Here is a 22,254-nt window from a genome sequence, read left to right on the forward strand (position 1 = left end):
AAATCATGTTTAACCATGGGCTTTTTCCCGGAACTGCCCGGAGCGGCTTCCCCGGGATGGTTCCTGAACAAAAACAAGTGGAGGTTCGTCAGGATTCGTTCACCGCATAAGCCCGGAAAGCTGCTTTTAATTCTTTTTCTTGCCTCCTCTATACAGAAACTCCGTTTCCTTGGCACGTCCCAAGGTCCGGTCCACCAGTCCGTTGATCTCCTTGTCTTCGTATCCCGCCATCCGGATGTACTGGCGCGCTTCCGCCGCACGGCCGGGAAAGTATCCCACCAGGATGCGAATTAAATCTTCCTCCAGCCATTCTTCTATCTCATATTTCATATCATCATTTCTGCCCTGGGCCACGATGAACTGGTCTTCCCAGCCAAAAACACGTCCCTCCCGGTGCACCTTCCACGTGTTCTTTTCCCCTTCCTTCCATCGCTTCCTCAGCTTTTCTTCGGAAGTCGCCTGGTGCTCCTTCCGGAATCCTTTTAAAATTACCGCTGTATATAACGCGCTGAACTTTCCGATCTCCTTCTGGTTCACGTTCATGCGTCCGGCAGATTCTTTTTTTATAATACGGCTTAGGCATGAAACGGCTACCCTCTTCGTATCCATATCTCCCGTCCTTCTTCCGTATTCCCACGGATGCTCTCCGCTGAAGTCCACCTGGTAGAACGGCGCTGCCGTCACCAGACCGCACAAGTGGTACAGTTCTCGGCATTGTCTTCCCCTCAGGTCATCAATATGGATCACACAATAGATTTGGAACAGACGGGCTGTGCACAGGTAGAACAGTTCCAGCTCGTTCTTTTTGAGCATTTCCTGCAGGTGCCAGAGCGGAGGATACGGTTCCTTCACCGGCAGGTACATCCATCCCATCTCCGCCAGCATGCGGTAGCCCGGATACGCGCGGGGCTGGGCCGTTTCCGGATAAGCCAGGGGAAGGCGAGACCCCGGGAGCGTGGCGGCTCCCTGCACCCGGGGCGTGATGCCGGAGCAAAGAAGGATGAGCGGGAGGACGAGGTGGAATGTTTTCATCATTATTGTGGGGATCATTATTTGTTGTCTTGCGGGGAAAACGCATGGGTTCCCTGCTGGGAGTCGCGTTCCACCTGGCATTCAAATTTGGAAATCCATGCATGGACGGCTTTTCTGGTCCTGGGGTCCGTCCACCGGACCTTGAAGCTTTGCGTCACGGTATTGAGCATGTAAACATCCCGGTGCAGAATAGACTGCACGTAACGTTTACATGCCCAATCCCATTTCTGTTCCGGGGCATCCGGACTCAATCCGGCTTTCACCTCATTCATCGTCTTTTTCCATGCTATGGTGTCAATGACCCTGTTGCCGGGATCAATCTGGGACCATGTTTCTCCGGGCCGGTGCCTGCCTCCCAGGGGAGGAAAAGTTTTGTCGCTGGCGTCCGCGTCTTTTTCAATCACATGGATATTCTGGAAATTGACTTTCGTGGGATGGATTGTCAATTCCAGCTGGGCGGAAGCTCCGGGTTTGCCCCGGTCCTGTGCCTCATCCGTGGGAAAACCGGGAAATTTTCAGCGTCCGCAATCATTCCCCTGCCGCCTCCTTCCTTTTTCCTGTGCTTCCCGGTGATGTGGGTAGGGATGCACACTTCCAGTTTGAGCGGTTTATCGGGCATCTGCTGCGTTTTTGAACCATATGCCCAGACTTTGATCGTATGGTTGTTTCCGACGGTCTTCGGACCCAAATCCTCATTGATGGACAATGTTACTTTACGCTTTCCATCAGTTATTCCCTCAAAGCTGCCCAAATGCGCCCCGTCCGCCAGGCTCCACCTGATGTCCTCATCTTCTCCAATGAGCGCCTTCTTTCCCGTCAACGTCAAGGTAACCTTCTCGCCCATGCCCACGCAGGTCCTTTTTTTATCCTCGTCCTCGTCCGGATTCTGTCCTTCTTCCTTGGCGATGTGGTAATCCGCGGAATACTTATGCGTTTTCGATTCAATCTTCAGACCTTGCATGGGTCCCTCCTCTTCCGCCGTCACACGGCAGGGGCATGCAAGAAGTGCGCCAAAGACGCAGATCTTCATAACAACCTTGTTTTTCAACAACATTCTTGAAAAAGTTTTCCAAAAATACGATTGAAGTCAAGGGAATTCCCATTTTATGCTGATGCCTTGCAGATATGATCCCGTTCCGCCGGGGAAGAAATGATTAGGAAGAGTTAAATAATCGACTGCTTCTGTTCCGCCGGAAACGCCTGTGAGGCTTTTCCTGATGGTGCCGCTTGCGGAAGAAACAGGCGTTTAAGCCGATGTGCGGAAGCTGCCAAAAAGGACGGATGACATTGAAAACGGCTTGAATTTGATGAAATTGAAAAAAAGCGCTTGATTTTTCATCCCCGGCCCTCTACTTATTCCGCCGAACTTATGGCTAAGAAGAGCTGGATCGCAAGAGACAAGAAAAAGGCTGACACCGTCAAGCGCTACGCGGAACTGCGTACGCAATTGAAGGCTGAGAAGGATTATATCGGTTTAACCATGCTGCCCCGCAATGCAAGCCCGACCCGTACGGTCAACCGCTGCCTTGTTTCCGGCCGCCGCCGCGCATTTATCCGCCGTTTCAAGCTTTCCCGTATTTCCTTCCGCGAACTGGCCAACGCCGGCATGATCCCCGGTGTGACCAAGTCCAGCTGGTAAGGGCTGGGAAAGGTTGCAGCCTTATAAAGATTTTGACGCTAGGCTGATTTTTATTTAGCCTAGCGTTTTACTATGCCCATATACGAGTATATTTCCGAAAACCCTGACGACCCCGGCCAGTCCTGCCCGGTGTGCCGCCGCGGTTTTGAATTGCGGCGGCCGGTGGACCGTGCGCCGCTTGAAAAGTGCCTGGTGTGCAAGCACCCGGTGCGCAAGGTCATCAGCCGGATCAATGTGCCGGAGGTGACCAAGCCCCTTTCCGTTTCCGACGCCAAGGCAGCCGGGTTCACCGTGCTGGAGCGCCGGGACAAGGGCGTTTATGAAAAACTGTAACACAAAAGCCGGGAAATATTCCGGCCTCCTTTCCCGTATACTACTTGAAACAGAATGAATGATCCGGACCCTCTGAGTATTCTTGCGGCCTTCGGGGCCGCTGAAGCGCCCGGCGCTGTTCCGGCGCTGGGTGGAATGACGCTGGCGATTGCCGGCTTTATCCTTTTTTTACTGCTGAACGCGTTTTTTGTGGCGGCCGAGTTCGCCCTGATGAAGGTTCGCGAAAGCCAGCTGCACGCCGGGGATGGCGTTCCGGCGCGTACCCGTAGGAAGCTGGCCCGGGCACGGAAGGCGGTCAAGCACCTTGACCTGTATTTGGCCGCCTGCCAGGCGGGCATTACCCTTTCTTCTCTGGCGCTGGGATTTTTGGGCACGTTTTTCGTGGCGGAGCTGACGGCTCCCTTCCTTGTTTCCCTGGGGCTGGGCGGTAAGGTTCCCGTTTACGGCATTGCCCTGGCCGTTACGTTTATTTTCTTTGCCTGCTGCCAGGTTATTTTTGGGGAGTTTATTCCCAAGGCCATGGCGGTGCGCCATCCGGACAGGGCCGCTCTGGCGACGGTCCCCCTGCTGCATTTCTTTTACACGGTGTTCAAATATACGGGCATTCTTGGCCTGACGGACGGAATTGCCCGGTTTGTGCTGAAGTACCTGCTGGGTATCGATCCCCGCTCCACGGCCTGCACGGTTCACAGCACGGATGAACTGATGTACCTGGTGGAGGAAAGCGAACGTTCCCGAGAGCTGACGAAGCAGGAGGCGGAGATCTCCAAGAATGCCCTTGAACTGAACGACATGTGCGTCAAGGACGTGATGACGCCGCGTTCCGAAGTGGACGTGATGGATTTGACGGCTCCCTTTGAGGAGAACTGGGAACTTGCCCGGAAGTCCCGCCATACCCGTTTCCCCCTGGTGGAGGGCGACCATCTGGACGAGGTGAAGGGCTGGGTGCACGTCAAGGATCTGCTCAAGCTGGTAGGGCAGGAAAATCCGGACCTTAGAAGCGTGCGGCGTGAGTTGCGCGTGGTGCCGGATACGATGCCTCTGGACAGCCTTCTGACGTTCTTCCTGAAAGAGCATGCCCATTTTGCCCTGGTGGTGGATGAGTTTGGTGATTCCATCGGCCTGGTGTTCCTGGACGATGTGCTGGAACAGATCGTGGGGGACGACATTCAGGATGAGTTTGACCAGGAGGAAATGCGGGAATTCGTCAAGACCGGCAAGGATACGTATGCCGTGAACGGAGCCGTTACCCTGTTTGACTTGGCGGATTACCTGCCTGAAATGGACCTGGATTGCCCGGGCGTCACCACCCTGGGCGGTTACGTGATCAGCCGGCTGGGTTACATTCCGGAAGAAGGGGAGGAATTGAAGATTGGCCGCTACCGGGCCGTAGTGACGGGGTCGGACGGCAGAAGAATCACGCAGATTCTGCTGACCCGCCTTCCGGAAGAACAGGAGGAGGAATGAGGCCATGACGGAAAAGTCACACCCGGATATGAGTTTTGAAAGGGAGGCCCGTTCCTCCGGTTTTCTTTATGTGGCCGGGGTGGATGAAGCCGGCCGCGGCCCTTTGGCCGGCCCCGTGGTGGCCGGGGCCGTCATTCTGCCTGAACTGCCGGAGGAACTGTCCGGGTTGAATGATTCCAAGCAATTGACCGCGGCTAAGAGGGAACGCCTATTCCTGGCTCTGCTGGATTGCGAACAGGTGGCCTGCTCCGTGGGAATGGCTTCCGTGGAGGAAATAGACCGTCTCAACATCCTGAGAGCCACTCATCTGGCCATGGCGCGCGCCGTGGAAGGACTGGCCCCGCATGCGGATTTCTGCCTGGTGGACGGCTTGCCCGTCAAGGGGCTTCCCGTTCCGCACCGCGCTATCGTGAAGGGAGACGGCAGGAGCCTTTCCATTGCCGCCGCCAGCGTGCTGGCCAAGGTGACGAGGGACCGCATGATGACGGAGGCGGATGCCTCCTATCCGCAGTACGGTTTTGCAAAACACAAGGGATATGGCACGAAAGCCCACATGGAAGCCCTGCGGAGGCATGGGCCCTGTCCGCTTCATCGCCGCTCGTTTGCGCCGGTTTCACAAATGGAACTGTCCATTCCTGAATAGGAAGGAGCGGGATACGGCATGGCTGGGAATGTACGGGGAACTGGCAGCGGCCTCTTTCCTGCGTGGGGAAGGGTTTTCCGTTTTAAGGAGGAATTGGCGTCCCGTCAGGGGCGGGGAACTGGACCTCGTGTGCCGGGACGGGAACTGCCTGGTTTTTGTGGAAGTGAAAACCCGTACGGGAAACAGTTACGGGGGAGCCCGCCGCGCCGTGGACGCCCGCAAAAGGGCGCTGATACGGCGGGGAGCGGCGGAATGGCTCCGCCAGCTTCCGGAACCGGTTCCCTCCCGTTACGATATTGTGGAAGTCCTGTACCGGGAGGGGAAGCCCCGGAATTCAGGCATATACGCGGAGCGTTCAGGGAGAAGGATTTGCCCGCTTCATGAAAAGCGCCGCAGGCGCAGGGCGTTCAGAATGACGGATACGGAGCTCAGGCACATGGCCCCTGCCGCAATGACGGGAGAAAGCAGGATGCCCCAGAAGGGATAGAGGATGCCGGCGGCTATGGGGATTCCCAGAGCGTTGTACACGAAGGCGAAACCCAGGTTGGATTTCATGTTTTTCACGGTGGCGGTGGAAAGGGCGAAAGCCTTGGAAATCACCAGCAGGTTCCCCTTCACCAGCGTGACGCCGCAGCTCTGCATGGCTACGTCCGATCCCGTTCCCATGGCGATGCCCACATCCGCTTCCGCCAGTGCGGGAGCGTCGTTAACGCCGTCCCCCGCCATGGCGACCACGGCGTTCCCGCTTTTCAGGGAGGCGATGAGCGCCTGCTTGTCCGCCGGTGTCATTCCTCCGTGGAATTCGGAAATGCCCAGCTCCCTCGCCACGGCTTCCACCGTCGCGGGCGCGTCCCCGGAGGCAATGATGATGCGGATGCCGCGCGCAGTAAGGTCCGCCAGGGCCTGGCGCGTGTTTTCCCGGATTTTATCCGCCAGGGAGAAGGCTCCCGCCGCCTGGCCGTCCACCGCGGCAAAGACAGTAACGCGGCCCTGTCTCCGCTGTTCTTCCACCCACGGAGCCAGGGAGGAGATGTCTACGCCCCGCTTCTGCATCATGTCTGCGGTGCCTACGCAAACCTTGCTGCCCTGGAAAGTCCCGGCCACGCCGCCGCCCGGGAAGGACTGGAAATCCTCAATGGGCGACAGGGTGAGCTTTTCCTCCGCCGCCTTCTGGAGGAAGGCGTGCGCGATGGGGTGTTCGCTGTTCTGCTCCAGAGAGGCGCACCGGGCGAGCAGCGCGTCCATATTCACGTTGTTCCCCGTGGTTACGTTGACCAGGGATGGCCTGCCTTCCGTGAGGGTGCCTGTCTTGTCCATCACCAGGATATTGACCTTGTGCATGGTTTCCAGAGCGGCCGCGTCCCGGAAAAGGATGCCCAGGGAGGCCGCCTTTCCGGAAGCCACCATCATGGACATGGGAGTAGCTAGGCCAAGCGCGCAGGGGCAGGCTACGATCAGGACGGCGACGGCGTTCACCAGCCCGTGCGGCCAGGATGGCTGCGGCCCCCAGAATCCCCAGGCGAAAAACGTGAGAACGGCAATGAGCACCACCGCAAGCACAAAGTAGCGCGCCACCTTGTCCGCCAGCCTCTGCATGGGGGCCTTGGTCCGCTGGGCCTGGGCCACCAGGTTGACGATACGCGCCAGGACGGTGTCATTCCCCACGTTCTGCGCCGTCATGGTGAAGGTGCCTGTGGTGTTCAGCGTGGCGCCGATCAGCTTGTCGCCGGGAACGTGGGAGACGGGAATGGGTTCTCCGGTCAGCATGGACTCGTCTACATCGCTTCCCCCATCCTTCAGGACGCCGTCTACCGGAATCTTTTCTCCCGGTTTCACTCTCAGCACGTCGCCGGTCTGCACGTCCTTCAGGGGAATGTCGCTTTCCACCCCGTTGGGGAGTACCAGATGGGCGGTGGCGGGGGCCAGATTCATCAGGGCCCTGATGGCTTCCGCCGTACGGGATTTGGCTTTCAGTTCCAGCACCTGGCCCAGAAGGCTGAGGGAAATGATGATGGCCGCCGCCTCATAATAAACGGGAACATGCCCGTCATGGGTAAAAACGGGGGAAACCAGCCGGGCACGATGGTAGCGGCCAGGCTGTACAGAAAGGCGATGGAGGTTCCGGCGCCGATCAGCGTCCACATGTTGGGATTGCGGGTCTTGATGGAATCCCATCCCCGGACCAGGAGCGGCTCTCCCGCCCACAGGACCACGGGGATGGCCAGGAACAGTTCCACCCAGTTCTGGACTCCGGCGTTCATCCAGCGCGCAAGATGGCCGCCCATGGAAATAATGAAGATCAGGACGACGAAAGGCAGGGAAAAATAAAAACGCCTGCGGAAGTCATTCAGCTCCGTATCGTCCCGGGCGTTTGCGGAAGGGAGCAGTGGTTCAAGCGTCATGCCGCAGATGGGGCATGCTCCGGGATGATCCTGCCGGATTTGAGGGTGCATGGGACAGGTGTACACCGTACCGGGAGCGGCGGCCGCAGACTCCATGGCAGAGGAATGGTCCATGTCTTCATGGTGGTGCATGGGCATGTCCATGCCCTTCATGTCCATGCCGTGTCCGGCGTCCGGAGGGTGGGCAAGAGCTTCTTCCGGCGCTGCCGTGAATTTATCCCGGCAGGAACGGCTGCAGAAAAAATAGGTTTTCCCCTGATAGCCGGCCTTCCAGGGAGTATCTTCCCCGACTTGCGCTCCGCAGACGGGGTCCGTGTGTCCGGAAGCTCCATGCCGGGCATGCGGGCTGTTGGTCATGTCCATACGGAAAGTGAGACAATTCCGGGACCCTTTCCGTTCCGGGACAGCCATGATTGGAAAAACCGCGGAAGCGGCTTCAAGCCCGCATTTCTCCATGCGGGCACAGATTGCTCCTGTCTATTATATATAGTGCAGGAGGAAAAATCATTCCGCCCTGAGCGCCAGAATGGCTTCCATGAAATCTTGGGGAATATCCATGCGGGCCAGTTCGTCCTGAAGAATGACGCCGTTGGCTCCGGCGTCCAGCATGCGGCGCGCGTCTTCCACGGTGCGGATGCCTCCTGCGGCCAGGACGGTGACGGAGGCGGGAATTTCTTCAATGAGTTTTTCCGTAACCGCCGGATTGGCCTGGAGGGTATGCGGATCCGCATTGTTGATGCAGACGAATTCCGCTTCCAGATCCATGGCGGTTTCAAGCTCATTCAGGGTATGGACTTCCATCATCACGTCCAGTCCCAGCCCGGAGGCCATGCGGTACAGGTCTTCCAGGTCCTTTTCCGGCAGGGCGGCCGCCACCAGGTTGACGGCGTCCGCTCCCGAGACGATGGCCTGGCAGATCATGGCGGGATGGATGAAAACGTCGCGCGCCATGACGGGGACAGTGCTGATTCTGGAAATGGTGGAAACCATGTCCCAGGAACCGCCGTATACCTCCGGTTCCACGGCGATGGAAATGCCCTGCGCGCCGCCCTGGATGAACATGCCGTACAGGTGGCGGAGGTCCTGGTTTGACTCCCGGAGGTTGAGGACGGGATGGACCCTGGACATTTCCGGGACGACGGAAAGACGGTTTTCCCCAAGGTCCACCGCGGTGCGGAATCCCGCATAGTCATTCCTCTGGATGGCGGAGGCCCGCAATTTCCCTTCCAGGGGAAGGATTTTTTTCAAGTCGGCGCGTTTGCGCTCCAGAATGCTGTTTAAATAATCCATATGTTACTTTTTGGGCAGGAAATAGGAACGTTGCTTTTCGGAAATGGGAAGGCCGGCCTGTTCCATGACGCACAGCATGTCCTCCCAAACCTTTCGTTTTTCTGAAATATCCTCCGTGCGGAGGAGGTAGCTGGGATTGTAAGTAACGCGCACAGGCGTGTCGAAAGCCGTGTGGAACGTCCCCCTCAGGGCGGAAAGCGGCGTCTCTCCGGATTGGAGGATGCCCCTGGCCGCGATGGCGCCCAGGGCTACCACCACTTTCGGGCGCACCAGCATGATTTCCTCCCGGAGAATGGGGAGGGATACCTCTATCTCCCGGTCCGTGGGAGGCCGGTTGTTGGTAAGCTGGCGGGGGAGGGCGGGGCGGTACTTGACCAGATGGGTCAGGTAAATGTCCGTACGGGAAAGCCCCATGGCTTTCAGCATGGCGTCCAGCTTCTGTCCGGAGGGGCCGGCCAGGGGAACGCCCTGCTTTTCTTCATACAGGCCGGGGGCGTCCGTGACCATCATGATGTCCGCCCTGGGACTGCCGGAGGAAAAGACGGGCGTGTCCCGCAGGGACTCCATATTCCGAAGCGGCGGCCAGTTGACGACCAGTTCCCGGAGGGAGGACAGTTTCTCTTCCTCCGTTTCACCTTCCAGGGCAAAGGAAATATGGCGGGGCAGCGTGGCTTCCTCCTCCGTTCTGCCCGGCTGTACTCCGTTGAGGATGTCCCGGAGTTCGTTGCCGAAGGAAACTTCATCCACGGAGTCCGGCGGCTGGCCTGGAATTTCCGGCGGCGGCTGCGTTTCTCCGGAAACAGAGGGGGCGGAAACGGAAGAGGGGATTTCCCCCCTGGCGATCCGCCGTGCGTCCATGACCCATTTCCTCAAGACCGTTCTGGCCTCCTCCGTGACGGCAGCCTTCTCCACGCCCCGGGATAACAGGGCGCGCAGGTAGTCCAGCGTGAGGTGTTGGGGCAGGCCGGCAGACATGTTCGTTCCGGAGTGTAATCTATTTCCGGAGGGATGCAACTGCCCATTGGGTGTGCGCCCGGCCGCCGGGAGCAGGAGGCTTGGCGTCATCTGAAGAGCGTCGCAGGAAAGAGGGGAAAGAGAAAAAAGGAAGGGCGGCTATGAAATTTCCCCCCTCTTGTCCATGAATGCCGTTCAACGGGGCAATGCCCGCCTGCAAGCGGGCATGCTTGTTCCGGGACCGTTTTACAGGAGGCAGGGAATTGATTCGTTCGCCTTCCGGCTTTCCCTGCTCTTCAGGGTTGAAGCTTCGTTTTCCGTCCAACCGGGCTTTTCCGGTTCCCGCTCCGGAAAAATTACAGGAGAAAACGGAAGGATTCCTTTCCTGCGCAGAGCGGGCTGTTCCCCGCATCTTTCTTTTTCTTGGCATGGAAGTTTCTCCAGAATTTGAAAAACTGCTGCAAGACGGGTTACGGGATGTTTTTTCAATCAGGCCTGCATGCCTTTTTTTCTATAGCTTTCCCATGGCCGGAGCATGCCCCGGTAAAAATCCCGTGTCCCGAATCCTTATTGCCGGGAAATGTTCTTCCCAACCTCTTCCCGAACCCTGCATTGCGGCATATTGGGAAGCAGGAAGGGCGCAGATAAGGAAACGGGAAAGGAAAAATTCACGTGGAAGCCTGAACAGCAAAGGGAAATTCGTTCAAGGGGAGACGCGATTTTTCCATCCATGACGGCCTTCCGGAATTTGGCCCATTGAACTTTTTTAGGGAATCTTTTGAAGGATTGAGGTCGATTTTCTCTTATATCATATTTATAGTAAGCAAGATGTATTAAAAATAAAAAAGTGTGTCGTGATGTGATAGAAAAAGATGTTTCGTGAAGTATATTATTTGTCATGATATGACAAAAATGCGGCATGTTTTATATATTGCTTATTTTTAGCGTTTTATATTAATAGGTTTTCCTTGTTTGGAAGGGGGTCGGTGAAAAAAAAGGATTGCCAAGGCAGAAATTATTTCGTACCCAAGAGCCGCCGTTGCCGATTTTTCGGCTTCCGCACATGGCCTGAAGGTTCTGCCGGAGTGACTGCCATGTGTATGGCGCCTAACCTCATACCGCATGAATTTAAGAATAATTGCCACCCTGTCTTGTGCCGTCGCGGCCATGTTTGTCAGCAGTTGCTCGACAAACGGAGCTGTAACCGGCATGGGGAAATCCAGTAGTGACGCCCTTGTTTTGGCCCGTGTAGGTGAAAATGCCCAGGGATTTGTTCAGCCCCTGGCGCCGAGCCGTTCGGCAGTGCCTTCTTCCAAGCTCCCCAAACTGGGGCGCGACAAACACAAGATGCCGTTTTACCACCCCGCCCAGCGCACCCGTGTAGTACGCACCACGGCTTATACCCATTCCGAACGTGACCATCTGGCCTACGGACCCCGGAATGCCGTTGGCACGACGCTGAAATACACTTCTTCCGTGCGCAGCGCCGCTGCGGACTGGTCCGTTTACCCTCTGGGAACAACCTTCCGCATCAAGGGGCAGCCCTATCTCTACGTCGTTGACGATTACGGGAGCGCCCTGGTCGGCACCGGAACCATTGACATTTACCAGCCTAACAAGAAGCTGATGAAGGAATGGGGCCGCCGCTATGTGGAACTGACCATCGTCCGCTGGGGAGACCCCGCCAACAGTCTGGAAGTGCTCGGCAGCCGCCGCGGCTATAGGCACTGCCGCGCCATGTATGCGGCCCTGCAGCACCGCGTGTCCAAGGGGCTTTACGCCAAGGCTGACTGACCGGATTCCTGAACCCTTTAACCCGGGCGCCGCCATTCATCACATGGCGGCGCTTTTTTATTTTCCGGCGTGCGTGCAGGATGGTAATCTGGCGGCATGGATACGAAAAAACGGGCTTCCATTGTCCGGGAGGAACTCATGTCCCTGTATGGGAACCCTCCCATCCCCCTGGCGCACCGCGACGCCTACACCCTGCTGGTGGCGGTTCTTCTGTCCGCCCAGTGCACGGACAAGCGCGTAAACCTGGTGACCCCGGCCCTGTTCGCCCTGGCTTCCACCCCGGAGGAAATGGCCCGGCAGGATGTGGAAGCGGTCCGGGAAATCGTGCGGCCCTGCGGCCTCTCGGAAAGGAAGGCGTCCGCCATCGTGAACCTCAGCCGCATCCTGGTGGAAAAATACCAGGGGCAGGTTCCCTGCGACTTTGCGGCCCTGGAATCCCTTCCTGGGGTAGGGCATAAAACGGCCTCCGTCGTCATGACTCAGGCCTTCGGCGTTCCTGCCTTTCCGGTGGATACGCACATTTTCCGCCTTTCCCGGCTGTGGGGGCTGAGCAAGGGGAAAACGGTGGAAGCCGTGGAACGTGACTTGAAAAGCCTTTTCCCTGAAAATTCATGGGGAGATCTTCATTTGCGCATCGTCTTGTACGGGCGTGAATACTGCTCTGCGCGGGGTTGCGGAGGGCGCTGTCCGATCTGCAGCCGGCTGGCCCGGGAAGACGGTTCCGCGGGTGTCTGAATTTTTGCCAGGGCCCGAAATGAATGCTTGCAAGTCTGAATTTGCATGCTTTAATACACCAGTATCTTTTCGAACAACCATATAACTTAAATTATGAAGAACCTTTTTAGACTGGGTTTCCGTTTCGCCGCATTTGCTTCCGTCCTGATGGCCGCGTTTTCTACATCCGCCTTTGCTCAGGAAGCTGCCGAAGCCGCTGTTCCGCAGGAACAGACCATGCTTGACAAATGGATCATCGCCGGTGGTTGGACCATGATCCCGATTATGCTGGTGGAAGCCTTCATCGTTTTCCTGGTAATCTACAACATGGTGGCTCTGAAAAAGGAAAAATTCTGTCCGGAAGACCTCAAGGTCACCCTGCTGCAGCTGATGGCCGAATGCCGCATCCGCTCTGCCATTGAAGTGGCAGCCGGCAGCCCCACCTATCTGGGCCGCCTGGTTGCGTATGCCCTGCCGAATGTGGACGCCACCCGTCCGGAAGACCTTGGCAAGGACGCCATTGAAGACGCCGTAGCCGACTTTACGGCCAATGAAAGCCGTTCCGTATTCAAATGGATTAACATGCTGGCCCTTTGCGCGCAGATTTCCCCCATGCTCGGCCTCTTCGGTACGGTGCAGGGGATGGTGGGCGCGTTCGGCACGCTGTCAAGCGCCGGACAGGCAGACCCCACCCAGCTTGCCGGTGACATCTCCGTGGCTCTTCTGACGACCTTCTGGGGCTTGATCAACGCCATTATCGCCACGCCGTTCTTCTTCTTCCAGAAGGGCATCGCCAACGCCCATATTGCCGAATGCGTAGGCACCGTGCAGGAAATGGTGAACACCTCCATCAACGTGGTGAACGCCGAAGCCCAGCTTGCCCGCATTCCCGAAGGCCTGGCCTGATCGCCGGGAAAGACGGTCCGGTCCGGAAGTTTCCGCCCAGGCGGAGCCGGGCCGGAGAATCTCAACCAAATGTAGCTTATGGGTAAGAAAAAAGCCAATGTAGCGGCCGACGAAGAGAGCGGGGAAATGGATATGTCCCCCATGATCGACATGGTTTTCCTCCTGTTGATCTTCTTCGTGGTGAACGCTACGGCCATTACCGTTAAAAAGGATAAGAACATTCAAATGCCCACGGCCAGCAGTTCCGGTGAAGTGAAATCCGCCAACGGCTGTATCGTGGTGAATGTGTACGGTGAAGGGGATGGAAAGCGTCCCGCCGGCATGGACCCCAACGTTCGCTGGGCTTCCGATGTCAGTGCGCCGCTCAACTCTCCGGATGAACTGAAGGAATATATCAAAAACCTTGCGGAACGCTTCAAGGACAAGCAGGACTTTGAAACCCGCCTGTATCTGCGCGGCGACCAGAAGGCCCTGTTCAAGGGCTCCCGGGAAGTGATTCGCGTGGCTGCGGAATGTGGCGTGGTCAAGGTGATCTTTGCCGTATTGCCTGCTAAAATTCCTCTGCTGCAAACAAGGCCGAATAACATTACGCGCTATGGCAAGACATAAAAAATTGGAGATGGTTGAGGATGAAGATCCCAAGCTGGATATTTCCTCCCTCATCGACGTGTGCTTCCTTCTGTTGATTTACTTCATTGTGGCGACCTCCCTGATTCAGGAACGCAAGCTGGACATGTCCATGCCGGGGCAATCCGTGAGCGATACCGCCTCCCAGATTGAACCGGCGCTGATCCGCATCATCAAGGACGGCACCATTTACTGGGGCAAGGACAACAGCCTGATGATTGACAATGACATGAACAACCATAACCTGGCGACCCTCGTGCAGCAGCTGGAAGCCAAGAAACAGGAAGCCAGCGCCGTAGGCACCAAGCCGGTAGTTCAGTTGTGGGTGGAGGGCGATGTTCCCCACCAGCGCGTCATTGACGTCATGAACGCTTTGACAGAAGCAGGAATTACCACGGTGGCCCTGACCGACCTCAAGGACGACTAAGCCATTCACGGATGGACCGTGTTATTGATGTTCGGCTTCCCTGCAAGAGTGTGGAAGTGGCCCGCTGTCTTTTTTTCTTATGGTCCGGTCAAATCATGTAGCCCGGTGGGGGGCAATCCTGATCGTCTTCTCGAACGCCGTTCAGGCATTACCGTTGAAGGCGTCTCAGGAATCGGGCGCCTGCCGCAGCATCCCGGTTTCCGAGACGGCAGGATGTAGTGCGCGGCGGGGAGAGGAAGGCCTTCAGATGCAGGAAGATGAACATTCCGGAGAAATCAGGTCCTCCTTCGGCAACATCGTGATTAATGTGTATGGCAAAAAGGAGGACAGGCGTCCGGAAGGTATTGATTCCAGTATCCGCTGGGGATCCGGCTCCCATGAGCCTCTCCATTCCCCGGAAGAACTAAAGAAACATATCAAGAAGCAGGCAGAACAGCTGAGGGCAAAGGGCTGTAAGGAGCCTTTCCTCTATCTGCGCGGTGACCGGAGGGCTCTCTTCACGGATTCCCGCGAAGTTATACAGGTTGCCGCAGAATGCAATGTGAAGAGGGTTCGTTTTTCCGGACCTCCTGTTGCAGCAGTTCCAGGCATTCCTGAAAGGCCGCAGAGCGGGACGGTTTCATCAATGCCGTCCGCTTCCATTTTTCTTCTTCCGCATGCTCTCTTTTACGGTAACGGGAATGGCCTTTTTTATCCTCTGGTGGAGGAGAAAGGGAGCCTGGGGGTTATCGTCGAGTGGCTGAAAAACAAAAAGCGGAGCGCGGGGAGGGCGGGAGGCAGGGTAGTGGTTCAGTTAATGGTGGCTGGAGATGTTCCCAATCAGCGCGCCGCAGCTGTCATGGATGTTTTGATGAGAGCCGGGATGGACTCAGTGGTCCTGAAAACTTTCAAGGATAGTTGAGAGAGGGGCGTTCATTTCGTTAATGGCCGGAATTTGCTCCGGCTCGGAATGCCGGATCTTTTTTTGAAAGAGCAGGATTCTCAGAGATAAAAAGGCCTTTTTGGTTCCAAACCCAATCCTCCCTTAAGGGAACGCGAGCAGGAAGAACTTTCTTGCAAGGATGACTAAAAATACAGAACTTTCTGCTTTAGAGTTTGCAGCATCCTGTTAGAATGACGCAATCCATTACAGATAGGTGCATTCCGTGCATTTGCACAGATATTGTACCTATTCTATTATCTCTTCTGTTTCAACGAATTTTAAACACATGATCAAATCAAACTATACTACTGCACTGGCTGCAGGCCTGGTTTCCGTGGTGAGCATTGGGGCGGCGCTCCCGTCCAGTGCCCAGCATGGCCCGCGCGATTACCAGCGCACGGCCCTGACCGCCATGAAGGAAGGCAAGTGGCAGGAAGCCCTGGATGCCGTGGACCGCTGCATCCGCGTTTATGAACCCCGTATCAAGACGCTGGGGCTGGATGACGGCTTCGGCTGGTTCTATTACCAGAAGGGCGTCTGCCTGGCCCAATTGAAGCAATACAAGGAAGCTGTGGAAGCGTTCAAGGCGTGTTACACCAAGTTCCCGAGCGCCAAGAACCAGCTCGTGAAAATGGCCCTGTTCCGCGAGGGGGAAAACTATTGCCGCCTTGGGGATTTTGCCAAGGGCGCGGAGCTGCTGGAGAAATTCCTGAAGGAATACCGCAGCGACCCTGTAGCCCGGAATGTTAATGCCGGTGAAGTGCAGGGACTGCTGGCCCAGTGTTATTTCAAGATGGATCCGCCCGCCTTTGAGAAAGGGCTGGAAAACCTTACCTCCTGCGTCACCTCCCGCTACAAGGGGCGCCGCATTACGGATGCCGTCATCACCAACGGCTTCCTGGCGATGGTGGATGCCGCCATCAAGACCGGCAAATGCCAGGAAACGGTAAAATTTGTGGAAGCCCATCCTTCCGTGATGAACATCAGCCCCACCCGCGTGGCGCTGTACGCTCCCCGGCTGGTGAGCTACATTGCGGAAGTGCTGGAAAAATCCCGCGCCCTTCTCCAGGAAGGAAAGCAGAAGGAGTCTGAAGACTACGCCTCCCTGGCAATGGTGCTGATGGGCCTCCTGCCCGACCAGGCCGGAGTGCTGGCGGACGCCAACCATTCCCTGGACCGCCTGGGACGCGCCAACGGCGCCGTGCCCGGCGTGACGGACCTCTCCCATACGCTGGACAGGACGAAGGTGACCGCCCTGATTGACCAGTTCAACAAGATGAAGGAGGAAGGGAAGGTCATGGACGCCTTCACGTTCAGTTTCATGGGCAACCAGGCCCTGGTGCATGGTTCCCAGCGGGTCGCCCGCGCCGCTTACCAGCTTATCAATGAATCCTATCCGGACGCCCCGGGCAGGGAGGACAACCTCTATTACCTGGCCATGACTACCTGGCAGTTGGGAGAAGCGGACAAGGGCGGCGAGCTTGTGGCGCAGCACCTGAAGGAATTCCCAATTCCAAGTATGCCCCCATGCTGAACACCCTGTCCCTGGAAGGACTGCTGAAGGACAAGAAATTCGATCTCTGCGTCCAGCAGGCGGACAAGGTCATGGAGCTGCACAAGGACGACCCCACCCACAAGTTCTATGAATTGGCCCTGTACTGCAAAGGCGCCTCCCTGTTCAACCTGGGGGCTGCGGACGCCGCCCGCTACAAGGAAGCGGTGCCGGTGCTGGAACGCTTCGTGAAGGAATACCGTGACAGCACCTACCTGAAAACGGCCATGTACCTGCTGGGTGAAACCTACACGAACCTGGGCAATACGGATGAAGCCATCCAGGCCTTCACCAATTACATTGCCCGTTTCCCGGACAAGAATGACGCCAATATGGCCGCCGTGCTTTATGACCGTGCCTTCAACTACCTGAACCGCAAGAACCCCGGAGACGAGGAGCTTGCCACGAAGGATGCGAAGGAAATCGTGGACAACTTCAAGGAGCACCGCCTGTTCCCGTATGCCAACAACCTGCTGGCGAACCTGTATGCCGGCAGCAAGGAGCATGAACAGGAAGCGGAAGGCTATTTCCTGGCCGCTCTGGAATCCGCCAAAAAGCTGGGCGACAAGCGCCCCGCCGCGGAAGCCGTGTACAACCTGCTCATCAATGCCACCAAGAAACCTCTCCCCGTAGAACCGAAGGAAGCCGTGGAAGCGGCCAGGACGGCGCGACGGGACGAAGTCAAGAAGTGGTATGACGAGTACTGGAAGAACAGCGACCAGCCCGGCAGCCGCTACAGCCTCCAGCTGGCTGCCGCAGCCATGGACTTCTTCAAGGACGACAAGGAGATGTTTGACCCCGCGTCCGTCAAGATGCAGGAAGTCATTGTGAGGGAAGGCAAGAAGGACGATCCCAAGATGACCGTTCTTCTGGAGGAAGCCGTCAACTCCTACACCAAGACGTACATGGCCGGCAATCAGGCGCTGGGCCGCAATCTGGACGCCAACGCCATGCGCAACCACTTCTACCGGTTCCCCGGCGTGGACAATGACAAGGACAAGACGCTGAGCGCCATGCTCCGCATGGCCGTCATTGCCCAGACGCAGGAACGGTATGAAAAGGCTCCCACGGAAACGGACGAACAGCGTGCCGAGAAGGCCGCTCTGGAAGGTCTGGTCAAGCAGCTCTTCGTGGAGCTGAAGCGGGACTTCAAACCTTCCGACCTGCCTCCGTACACGCTCGTGAAGCTGGGTGTCCACCTGGCCAATACGTCCCAGCCGGAAGAAAGCATCGCCTACTTTGATGAAATCCTGGACCCGTCGGAACCTGATCCGGTGCGCAAGAAGGCCCGCATCAACGGCATGTCCAAGTACCGCAAGAATGCGGTCTTCGGGAAGGCCGTTGCTCTGGGCCGCAGCAAAGATAACGCCAAGGTGGAAACCGCCATCAAGATGATGAAGGATGAACTCAGCAAGGAGGAATCCAGCGCCAACCCGGACCGCAAGGCCATGGAAGACGCCCAGTACAACCTGGTCAAGTTCACCTCCGCCCGCCAGGACTGGCCGTCCGTCATTGCCGCCGCCGACAAGTACCGCGAGAACAAGTCCTACAAGAAGAATCTGCCGGAAGTCCTCTACCTGCAAGGTGAAGCCTACCTGAAGCAGAACGAGCTGGACAAGGCCCTGATCAACTTCATGAACATCACGGGCACGTACAAGGGCCTCGTGAAGTGGTCCGCTCCCGCCGTGCTTGCACAGATGGATACGCTGTGGAAGAGGAACACGATGTCCCAGGGGGCGGGCAAGCAGCCGTCCGACAGGTATATCGCCTGGAAGGCCGGCAGCCAGTATGTGCAACTGCTGGATACTCCCGCCAACCGCAAGAAGATGACGGCAGAAGACAGTGCCCTGGTCAACGAGGTGAAGGATAAGACGGCCAAGTTCGGCTCCGATCCCGCCGTCAGCCAGGAACGGGCGGACATCGCCGCCTATGAAGCCGCCATACGCGCCGCCAAGGGCCAGAAGTAACAACAAAAGGTTTAGCAATCAACAATATGAAAGCACTTTCAGTAATAATGGTATTGGCCGGCTTGTCCACCCTGGTTCCGGCTATGGCTCAGAATGCCCAGAATCCCCAGCGCCTGCGCGCCAGGGCTGCCGCTCCGGCCATCAAGAATGGCCGCCCGACGGATATTTACATTCTTTCCGCCAACGGCCCCATGGTCCAGTTCGTGGAAAGCCGGGAATCCCAGGAAGTCCTCCAGCAGATGGCCAGCGCCTTCAAAACGCTGTACATCTTTGAAACGGATGATTTCGTGGACGCCAAGGTGGCTATGGAAAACCGGAAATACCAGGACGCCCGCAACAAATTCCATGCCCTGGTGAACAAATATGCCTCCACGCTTTCCATCAAGGACAGCCTGTCCGCCCGGGCGGCCGTTTATGAATTGGAGTGCGCCATGCGCATGATGGACTGGGCCGGGGTCAAAGGCCTGCTGGCCAAGTTCCCCGTAAGGGGTTCCAATCTGTCCCCCTCCGCCCAGGATGATCTGGAGGTTGCCAAAATCATGGCCCTGATTCCGGACAAGGACTGGAACGGCGTGAAAAGCCGTGCCGCCTCTTTCCTGGCCACCAAGAAAAATGCCACCCGCCTTCAGCAGGCGCGGATGAAGTATGCTCTTGGGGCCGCCGCCATGGTGGCCCAGGATTGGAACAAGGCTCTGGATTACTTTGCGGAAGCCCTGGTGCTGCTGCACGGTTCCGATGAAGAACTGGCCTCCGCCTGCGTGGTGCGTTCCCTAGACTCCTACCTGCACATGCCGGATGTGGCCAAGTTCCTGGAGGATTCCGCCGTGACGGCTGCCGTGGAAGCCAGAAAACACAATCCTGAAACCGTGATTCCCGACTTGCAGATGAAGGCCCGTCCCGCGCACGTCAAGGAAGCGGCCGCGCTGTACCGCCTGCATGAACTGATGCTTCCGGACAGGAAGCTGCCGGCCAAGTACGATGGGTTTGCGGTTTCCTACAAGCATCCCGCTGCCGTTGCTCCGGCCCAGACTCCCGCTCAGGCGCCTGCCCAAGCCCCGGCACAGGCTCCCGCCCAGCCGGAGAAAAAGTAGTAACGAACTGACGCGGCGGGTTTTCTGCCAGCCGCCTTCCATTCAACAAGGACTGTCTCCCCTTCACAGGGAGACAGTCCTTTTTTGTACTTCGTTCCCTCATGAGGGTACCGCATCCCTACTGTCCGGAATGGCTGCCGCGCCTTAGGGGACGCTGCACGTTTTCCGGAGACATTTTTTCATTGGGAAAATGCGGAAGAGCCGCTGGCAGGGAGAGAACAAGAGCGGTTAAAAAACGGTGCGTACCGTAGGGAGGGGCTCTCTTGAGCGCAGACTTGCGGAAAAATATGAGGTGGCGGCTGCGGGCGCGTGTTCCACAAGGAAGAAAAGACAGTTTTTTGCAGATGATGCAGTTTCCGGGACTTTGTGCGGAGATGCCTGGAAAGCCATATTCCGTATGTTTTGCCCTGGCGCGGGGAAGGAGAAACGGCGTTGTTGATGATAGGGGGCCGGAACAGGGAAACCGGTGCGGCTGTTGCGGCTTCCATGACTGTTTGGGGTTTGCCTCCCCCTCAAGCTGAAAGCCGGGAATGAAGAATTCCGCATGGACGGCCAGCCGGCCACTCAACGCCGGAGAGGGAACAGGGGGCAGGAAGGCCGTTGCGCGGCGCTGTCCTCCGTTAGAAGGTATCCTTTTGTTGGTTTTCTGCCCCCATGTACGGAACGCCCCTGCGTCCGGGAAAAAAGCTCGTCTTTTCAGAAGCTTTATTTTTCCCGTGCAGGGTCATTCCCTGTTGGAGGATTTGGGGGGTCCGGAAGAATGATGTCAGGCCGCAGTGCGCCGGCGCCGCAGCATGGAGAGGGAAAAGCCGAACAGGCCCAGGGCAGCGGCAGCCGGTTCCGGCGTGTTGAAATTGACGCCTACGTAGCCATCCCGGCTCATATCCAGCTTATACCCTCCTTCCGTCCGTACTTCCAGCCCTTCCAGGCTGATGCCGTTCCCTGCCAGTTTGAAGTAAACCATGCCGGACCCATCCACCGGAAGAGCGTCCGGAGTTCCCATCAATTGAAGGATTACATTGTTGAATAAAAGAGAGCCGGAGGCTGTGGAATTCCCCTCCAGGCTGAACAGGGGCTTGTCCTGGCTCAGGGAGGCCATATCCAGGGTAATGGTCAGGTTTTCCAGGGTGACGGAAGCGCCCGGGGAAAGGGATGAGCCCTGGATGCTGATGGAATGGAAGTTTTTCAAATCGCTTGAAAACGTGAGGTCCGTCTCCGCCGGTTGGAAGACCATGGTGTTGAAGCCTGTTCCTCCGTCCACGCTGCCGTTCACTGTTCCGCCGGAATAGGAAAATACATCGTCGCCGGAACCCATGACCACCGCCTGGCCGCTGCCTCCTGTAATGGTTCCTCCTTCCATGAAGATGCAGTTCTCCCTGTCGCTGACAATCCTGATGCCCACGCCGTTGGCGCCTGTTCCCTCAATGGTGCCGCTGTTGGTGATCCGGATGGCTTCAAAGGCATTGCCGCCGTCGGAATCATCCACCAGAATGCCGTAGGCCTGGCCGTTCGTGTTGGAATTGGAAGCCGTGATGGTCCCGGTATTGGTTACGACGCCCCCGCCGATGGCAAGGCCGTCCGCACTGCCGAAGGAGTCCTTGGCAATAATCGTGCCGGAATTGGTCAGGTTTACGATGTAATCCACGTCCACGCCGTCGCCGTCCAGGGTGGTTGCGTCTCCGGTGCCGCTGATGACGCCGTCTTTGCCGTTAACCACGGTGACCACGTACTTGTCGTCCTGCTGGAGGGCGGCGTTCCAGTCCCAGTTCAGGCCGGAACCTCCCCTGCCTTCAATCCTGCCGTTATTGCTGATGGCGGCTTTCCCTTCTCCGGTAACTCCGTGTTTCATGCCGGTGATTTTCCCTCCGCTGTTGTTGGCAAGATCCAGGCCATGGGCAAAGGTGTCAATGCCGTCGTCTTCCGGATCGTAATGCTTGGCCGTGATGCCGTTTTCCCCCGCAGCCGTGGTTTCAATCGTGCCATTGTTGGTCACAGTGGCGTTATTGCCCAGTTTGACGGCTCCTTTCTGACCGGCGGAAATGGTACCGTTGTTGGTGATGGTGGCGGACGTGTTGATCATGTAGCGCAGGTCGATGGCCTGTTTTTCCGTTCCGGTCATCGTGCCGGAATTGGTCACGCTGATCAACTGTCCCGTTATTCCGTTTTCCATGCCCTGGTCCAGGACAAGGGCGCTTTTTCCGGAAATCCTGCCTCCTTCCATTACCGCGATCTCAAGGGCGGACTGGATGGGGTCTTTCAGGTTGACGGCATTTTTGGCGACGTTCAGGAATCCGGTTCCCGTGACGGTCAGTTTGCCCTCCGTCATGTTGACGGCCTTGGTCTGGGTGTCGCTGATGGTCTGGTCCGCAAGGGAGGGCGCGGCAAGCAGAACCGCCGTGGCCAGGGTCGTGGCTGTGGAATAAAGATGGTGTGCCTTCATGGTGACAAGCTCCGCAGGTTAACGGGAGCGACGCCACCATGCCAGAACGGACGC

The 22,254-nt window shown here is 57.3% G+C and carries 22 protein-coding genes; 14 read left to right on the forward strand and 8 right to left on the reverse strand.

Features of this window, described 5'->3' with window-relative positions:
- Nucleotides 1–126: 126 nt before the first annotated feature.
- Genes PVA48_RS07685 through PVA48_RS07695 form a run of 3 tightly spaced genes read right to left on the reverse strand, consistent with a single transcriptional unit; the run spans nt 127 to nt 1,993 of the window.
- Nucleotides 127–1,035 (reverse strand): hypothetical protein, encoded by a 909-nt coding sequence (locus tag PVA48_RS07685; protein ID WP_102729031.1) that lies wholly within the window; start codon nt 1,033–1,035, stop codon nt 127–129.
- Nucleotides 1,036–1,049: 14 nt separating this feature from the next.
- The gene (locus tag PVA48_RS07690) at nt 1,050–1,436 is read right to left on the reverse strand and encodes a hypothetical protein (protein WP_423231540.1); all 387 of its coding nucleotides are present in this window, start codon (nt 1,434–1,436) and stop codon (nt 1,050–1,052) included.
- A 38-nt stretch (nt 1,437–1,474) separates the two neighbouring features.
- Nucleotides 1,475–1,993 carry a hypothetical protein gene (locus PVA48_RS07695; RefSeq protein ID WP_423231541.1) on the reverse strand — a complete coding sequence of 173 codons (519 nt, stop codon included), beginning with the start codon at nt 1,991–1,993 and terminating at the stop codon, nt 1,475–1,477.
- A 408-nt stretch (nt 1,994–2,401) separates the two neighbouring features.
- Here PVA48_RS07695 and rpsN point away from each other — a divergent pair, with 408 nt between their 5' ends.
- The 5 genes from rpsN (at nt 2,402) to PVA48_RS07720 (ending at nt 5,601) form a co-directional block, all read left to right on the forward strand.
- A complete protein-coding gene (rpsN, locus tag PVA48_RS07700; RefSeq protein WP_022397607.1) occupies nt 2,402–2,671 on the forward strand; it encodes a 30S ribosomal protein S14 in 270 nt (89 codons plus the stop codon).
- 72 nt (nt 2,672–2,743) lie between these two features.
- A complete protein-coding gene (locus PVA48_RS07705; protein ID WP_012419609.1) occupies nt 2,744–3,004 on the forward strand; it encodes an FmdB family zinc ribbon protein in 261 nt (86 codons plus the stop codon).
- 54 nt (nt 3,005–3,058) lie between these two features.
- Nucleotides 3,059–4,471, forward strand: coding sequence for a hemolysin family protein (locus PVA48_RS07710; RefSeq protein WP_102729032.1), 1,413 nt, complete (start codon nt 3,059–3,061; stop codon nt 4,469–4,471).
- A gap of 28 nt (nt 4,472–4,499) precedes the next feature.
- Nucleotides 4,500–5,114, forward strand: coding sequence for a ribonuclease HII (locus PVA48_RS07715; RefSeq protein ID WP_249853113.1), 615 nt, complete (start codon nt 4,500–4,502; stop codon nt 5,112–5,114).
- 28 nt (nt 5,115–5,142) lie between these two features.
- Nucleotides 5,143–5,601 (forward strand): YraN family protein, encoded by a 459-nt coding sequence (locus PVA48_RS07720; protein WP_423231542.1) that lies wholly within the window; start codon nt 5,143–5,145, stop codon nt 5,599–5,601.
- Here the strand turns inward: PVA48_RS07720 and PVA48_RS07725 are convergent.
- The 4 genes from PVA48_RS07725 to PVA48_RS07740 all read right to left on the reverse strand — a co-directional run bounded on the left by PVA48_RS07725 (nt 5,493) and on the right by PVA48_RS07740 (nt 9,781).
- Nucleotides 5,493–7,097, reverse strand: coding sequence for a copper-translocating P-type ATPase (locus tag PVA48_RS07725; protein WP_423232503.1), 1,605 nt, complete (start codon nt 7,095–7,097; stop codon nt 5,493–5,495). The genes PVA48_RS07720 and PVA48_RS07725 overlap by 109 nt on opposite strands.
- Nucleotides 7,085–7,873 (reverse strand): heavy metal-binding domain-containing protein, encoded by a 789-nt coding sequence (locus PVA48_RS07730; RefSeq protein WP_423231543.1) that lies wholly within the window; start codon nt 7,871–7,873, stop codon nt 7,085–7,087. Before PVA48_RS07730 ends, PVA48_RS07725 begins: the two co-directional genes overlap by 13 nt.
- Before the next feature lie 147 nt (nt 7,874–8,020).
- Complete coding sequence (locus PVA48_RS07735; protein ID WP_022397601.1) at nt 8,021–8,806, reverse strand: glycerol-3-phosphate responsive antiterminator; 786 nt, start codon at nt 8,804–8,806, stop codon at nt 8,021–8,023.
- Between the two features lie 3 nt (nt 8,807–8,809).
- Nucleotides 8,810–9,781, reverse strand: coding sequence for a uracil-DNA glycosylase (locus PVA48_RS07740; protein ID WP_022397600.1), 972 nt, complete (start codon nt 9,779–9,781; stop codon nt 8,810–8,812).
- 1,101 nt (nt 9,782–10,882) lie between these two features.
- Here PVA48_RS07740 and PVA48_RS07745 point away from each other — a divergent pair.
- From PVA48_RS07745 to PVA48_RS07785, 9 genes are all read left to right on the forward strand, one after another.
- Nucleotides 10,883–11,554: a 3D domain-containing protein gene (locus PVA48_RS07745; protein ID WP_240454353.1), complete on the forward strand. Its 672-nt coding sequence runs from the start codon at nt 10,883–10,885 to the stop codon at nt 11,552–11,554.
- Nucleotides 11,555–11,650: 96 nt separating this feature from the next.
- Nucleotides 11,651–12,289 carry an endonuclease III gene (gene nth, locus PVA48_RS07750; protein WP_022397597.1) on the forward strand — a complete coding sequence of 213 codons (639 nt, stop codon included), beginning with the start codon at nt 11,651–11,653 and terminating at the stop codon, nt 12,287–12,289.
- Between the two features lie 93 nt (nt 12,290–12,382).
- On the forward strand, nt 12,383–13,174 hold the full coding sequence (locus PVA48_RS07755) for a MotA/TolQ/ExbB proton channel family protein (RefSeq protein WP_022397596.1): 792 nt from the start codon (nt 12,383–12,385) through the stop codon (nt 13,172–13,174).
- A gap of 78 nt (nt 13,175–13,252) precedes the next feature.
- Nucleotides 13,253–13,783, forward strand: a complete 531-nt coding sequence (locus PVA48_RS07760; RefSeq protein WP_423231544.1) for an ExbD/TolR family protein — start codon at nt 13,253–13,255, stop codon at nt 13,781–13,783.
- A 10-nt stretch (nt 13,784–13,793) separates the two neighbouring features.
- Nucleotides 13,794–14,228, forward strand: coding sequence for an ExbD/TolR family protein (locus PVA48_RS07765; RefSeq protein WP_219723317.1), 435 nt, complete (start codon nt 13,794–13,796; stop codon nt 14,226–14,228).
- Nucleotides 14,229–14,475: 247 nt separating this feature from the next.
- Nucleotides 14,476–15,129, forward strand: a complete 654-nt coding sequence (locus tag PVA48_RS07770; protein ID WP_102749396.1) for a hypothetical protein — start codon at nt 14,476–14,478, stop codon at nt 15,127–15,129.
- Nucleotides 15,130–15,436: 307 nt separating this feature from the next.
- Complete coding sequence (locus PVA48_RS07775; protein WP_423231545.1) at nt 15,437–16,684, forward strand: tetratricopeptide repeat protein; 1,248 nt, start codon at nt 15,437–15,439, stop codon at nt 16,682–16,684.
- Complete coding sequence (locus PVA48_RS07780) at nt 16,678–18,669, forward strand: tetratricopeptide repeat protein (RefSeq protein WP_423231546.1); 1,992 nt, start codon at nt 16,678–16,680, stop codon at nt 18,667–18,669. The genes PVA48_RS07775 and PVA48_RS07780 overlap by 7 nt, the downstream gene beginning before the upstream one ends.
- Nucleotides 18,670–18,695: 26 nt before the next feature.
- Complete coding sequence (locus tag PVA48_RS07785; protein WP_146017847.1) at nt 18,696–19,760, forward strand: hypothetical protein; 1,065 nt, start codon at nt 18,696–18,698, stop codon at nt 19,758–19,760.
- A 766-nt stretch (nt 19,761–20,526) separates the two neighbouring features.
- On the opposite strand, the gene PVA48_RS07790 is transcribed toward PVA48_RS07785, so the two are convergent.
- Nucleotides 20,527–22,200, reverse strand: coding sequence for a hypothetical protein (locus PVA48_RS07790; RefSeq protein WP_102729041.1), 1,674 nt, complete (start codon nt 22,198–22,200; stop codon nt 20,527–20,529).
- Between the last annotated feature and the right edge of the window lie 54 nt (nt 22,201–22,254).

The organism is Akkermansia sp. JRP_AM1 (assembly GCF_049262625.1).
GTDB classification, from domain to species: domain Bacteria; phylum Verrucomicrobiota; class Verrucomicrobiia; order Verrucomicrobiales; family Akkermansiaceae; genus Akkermansia; species Akkermansia massiliensis.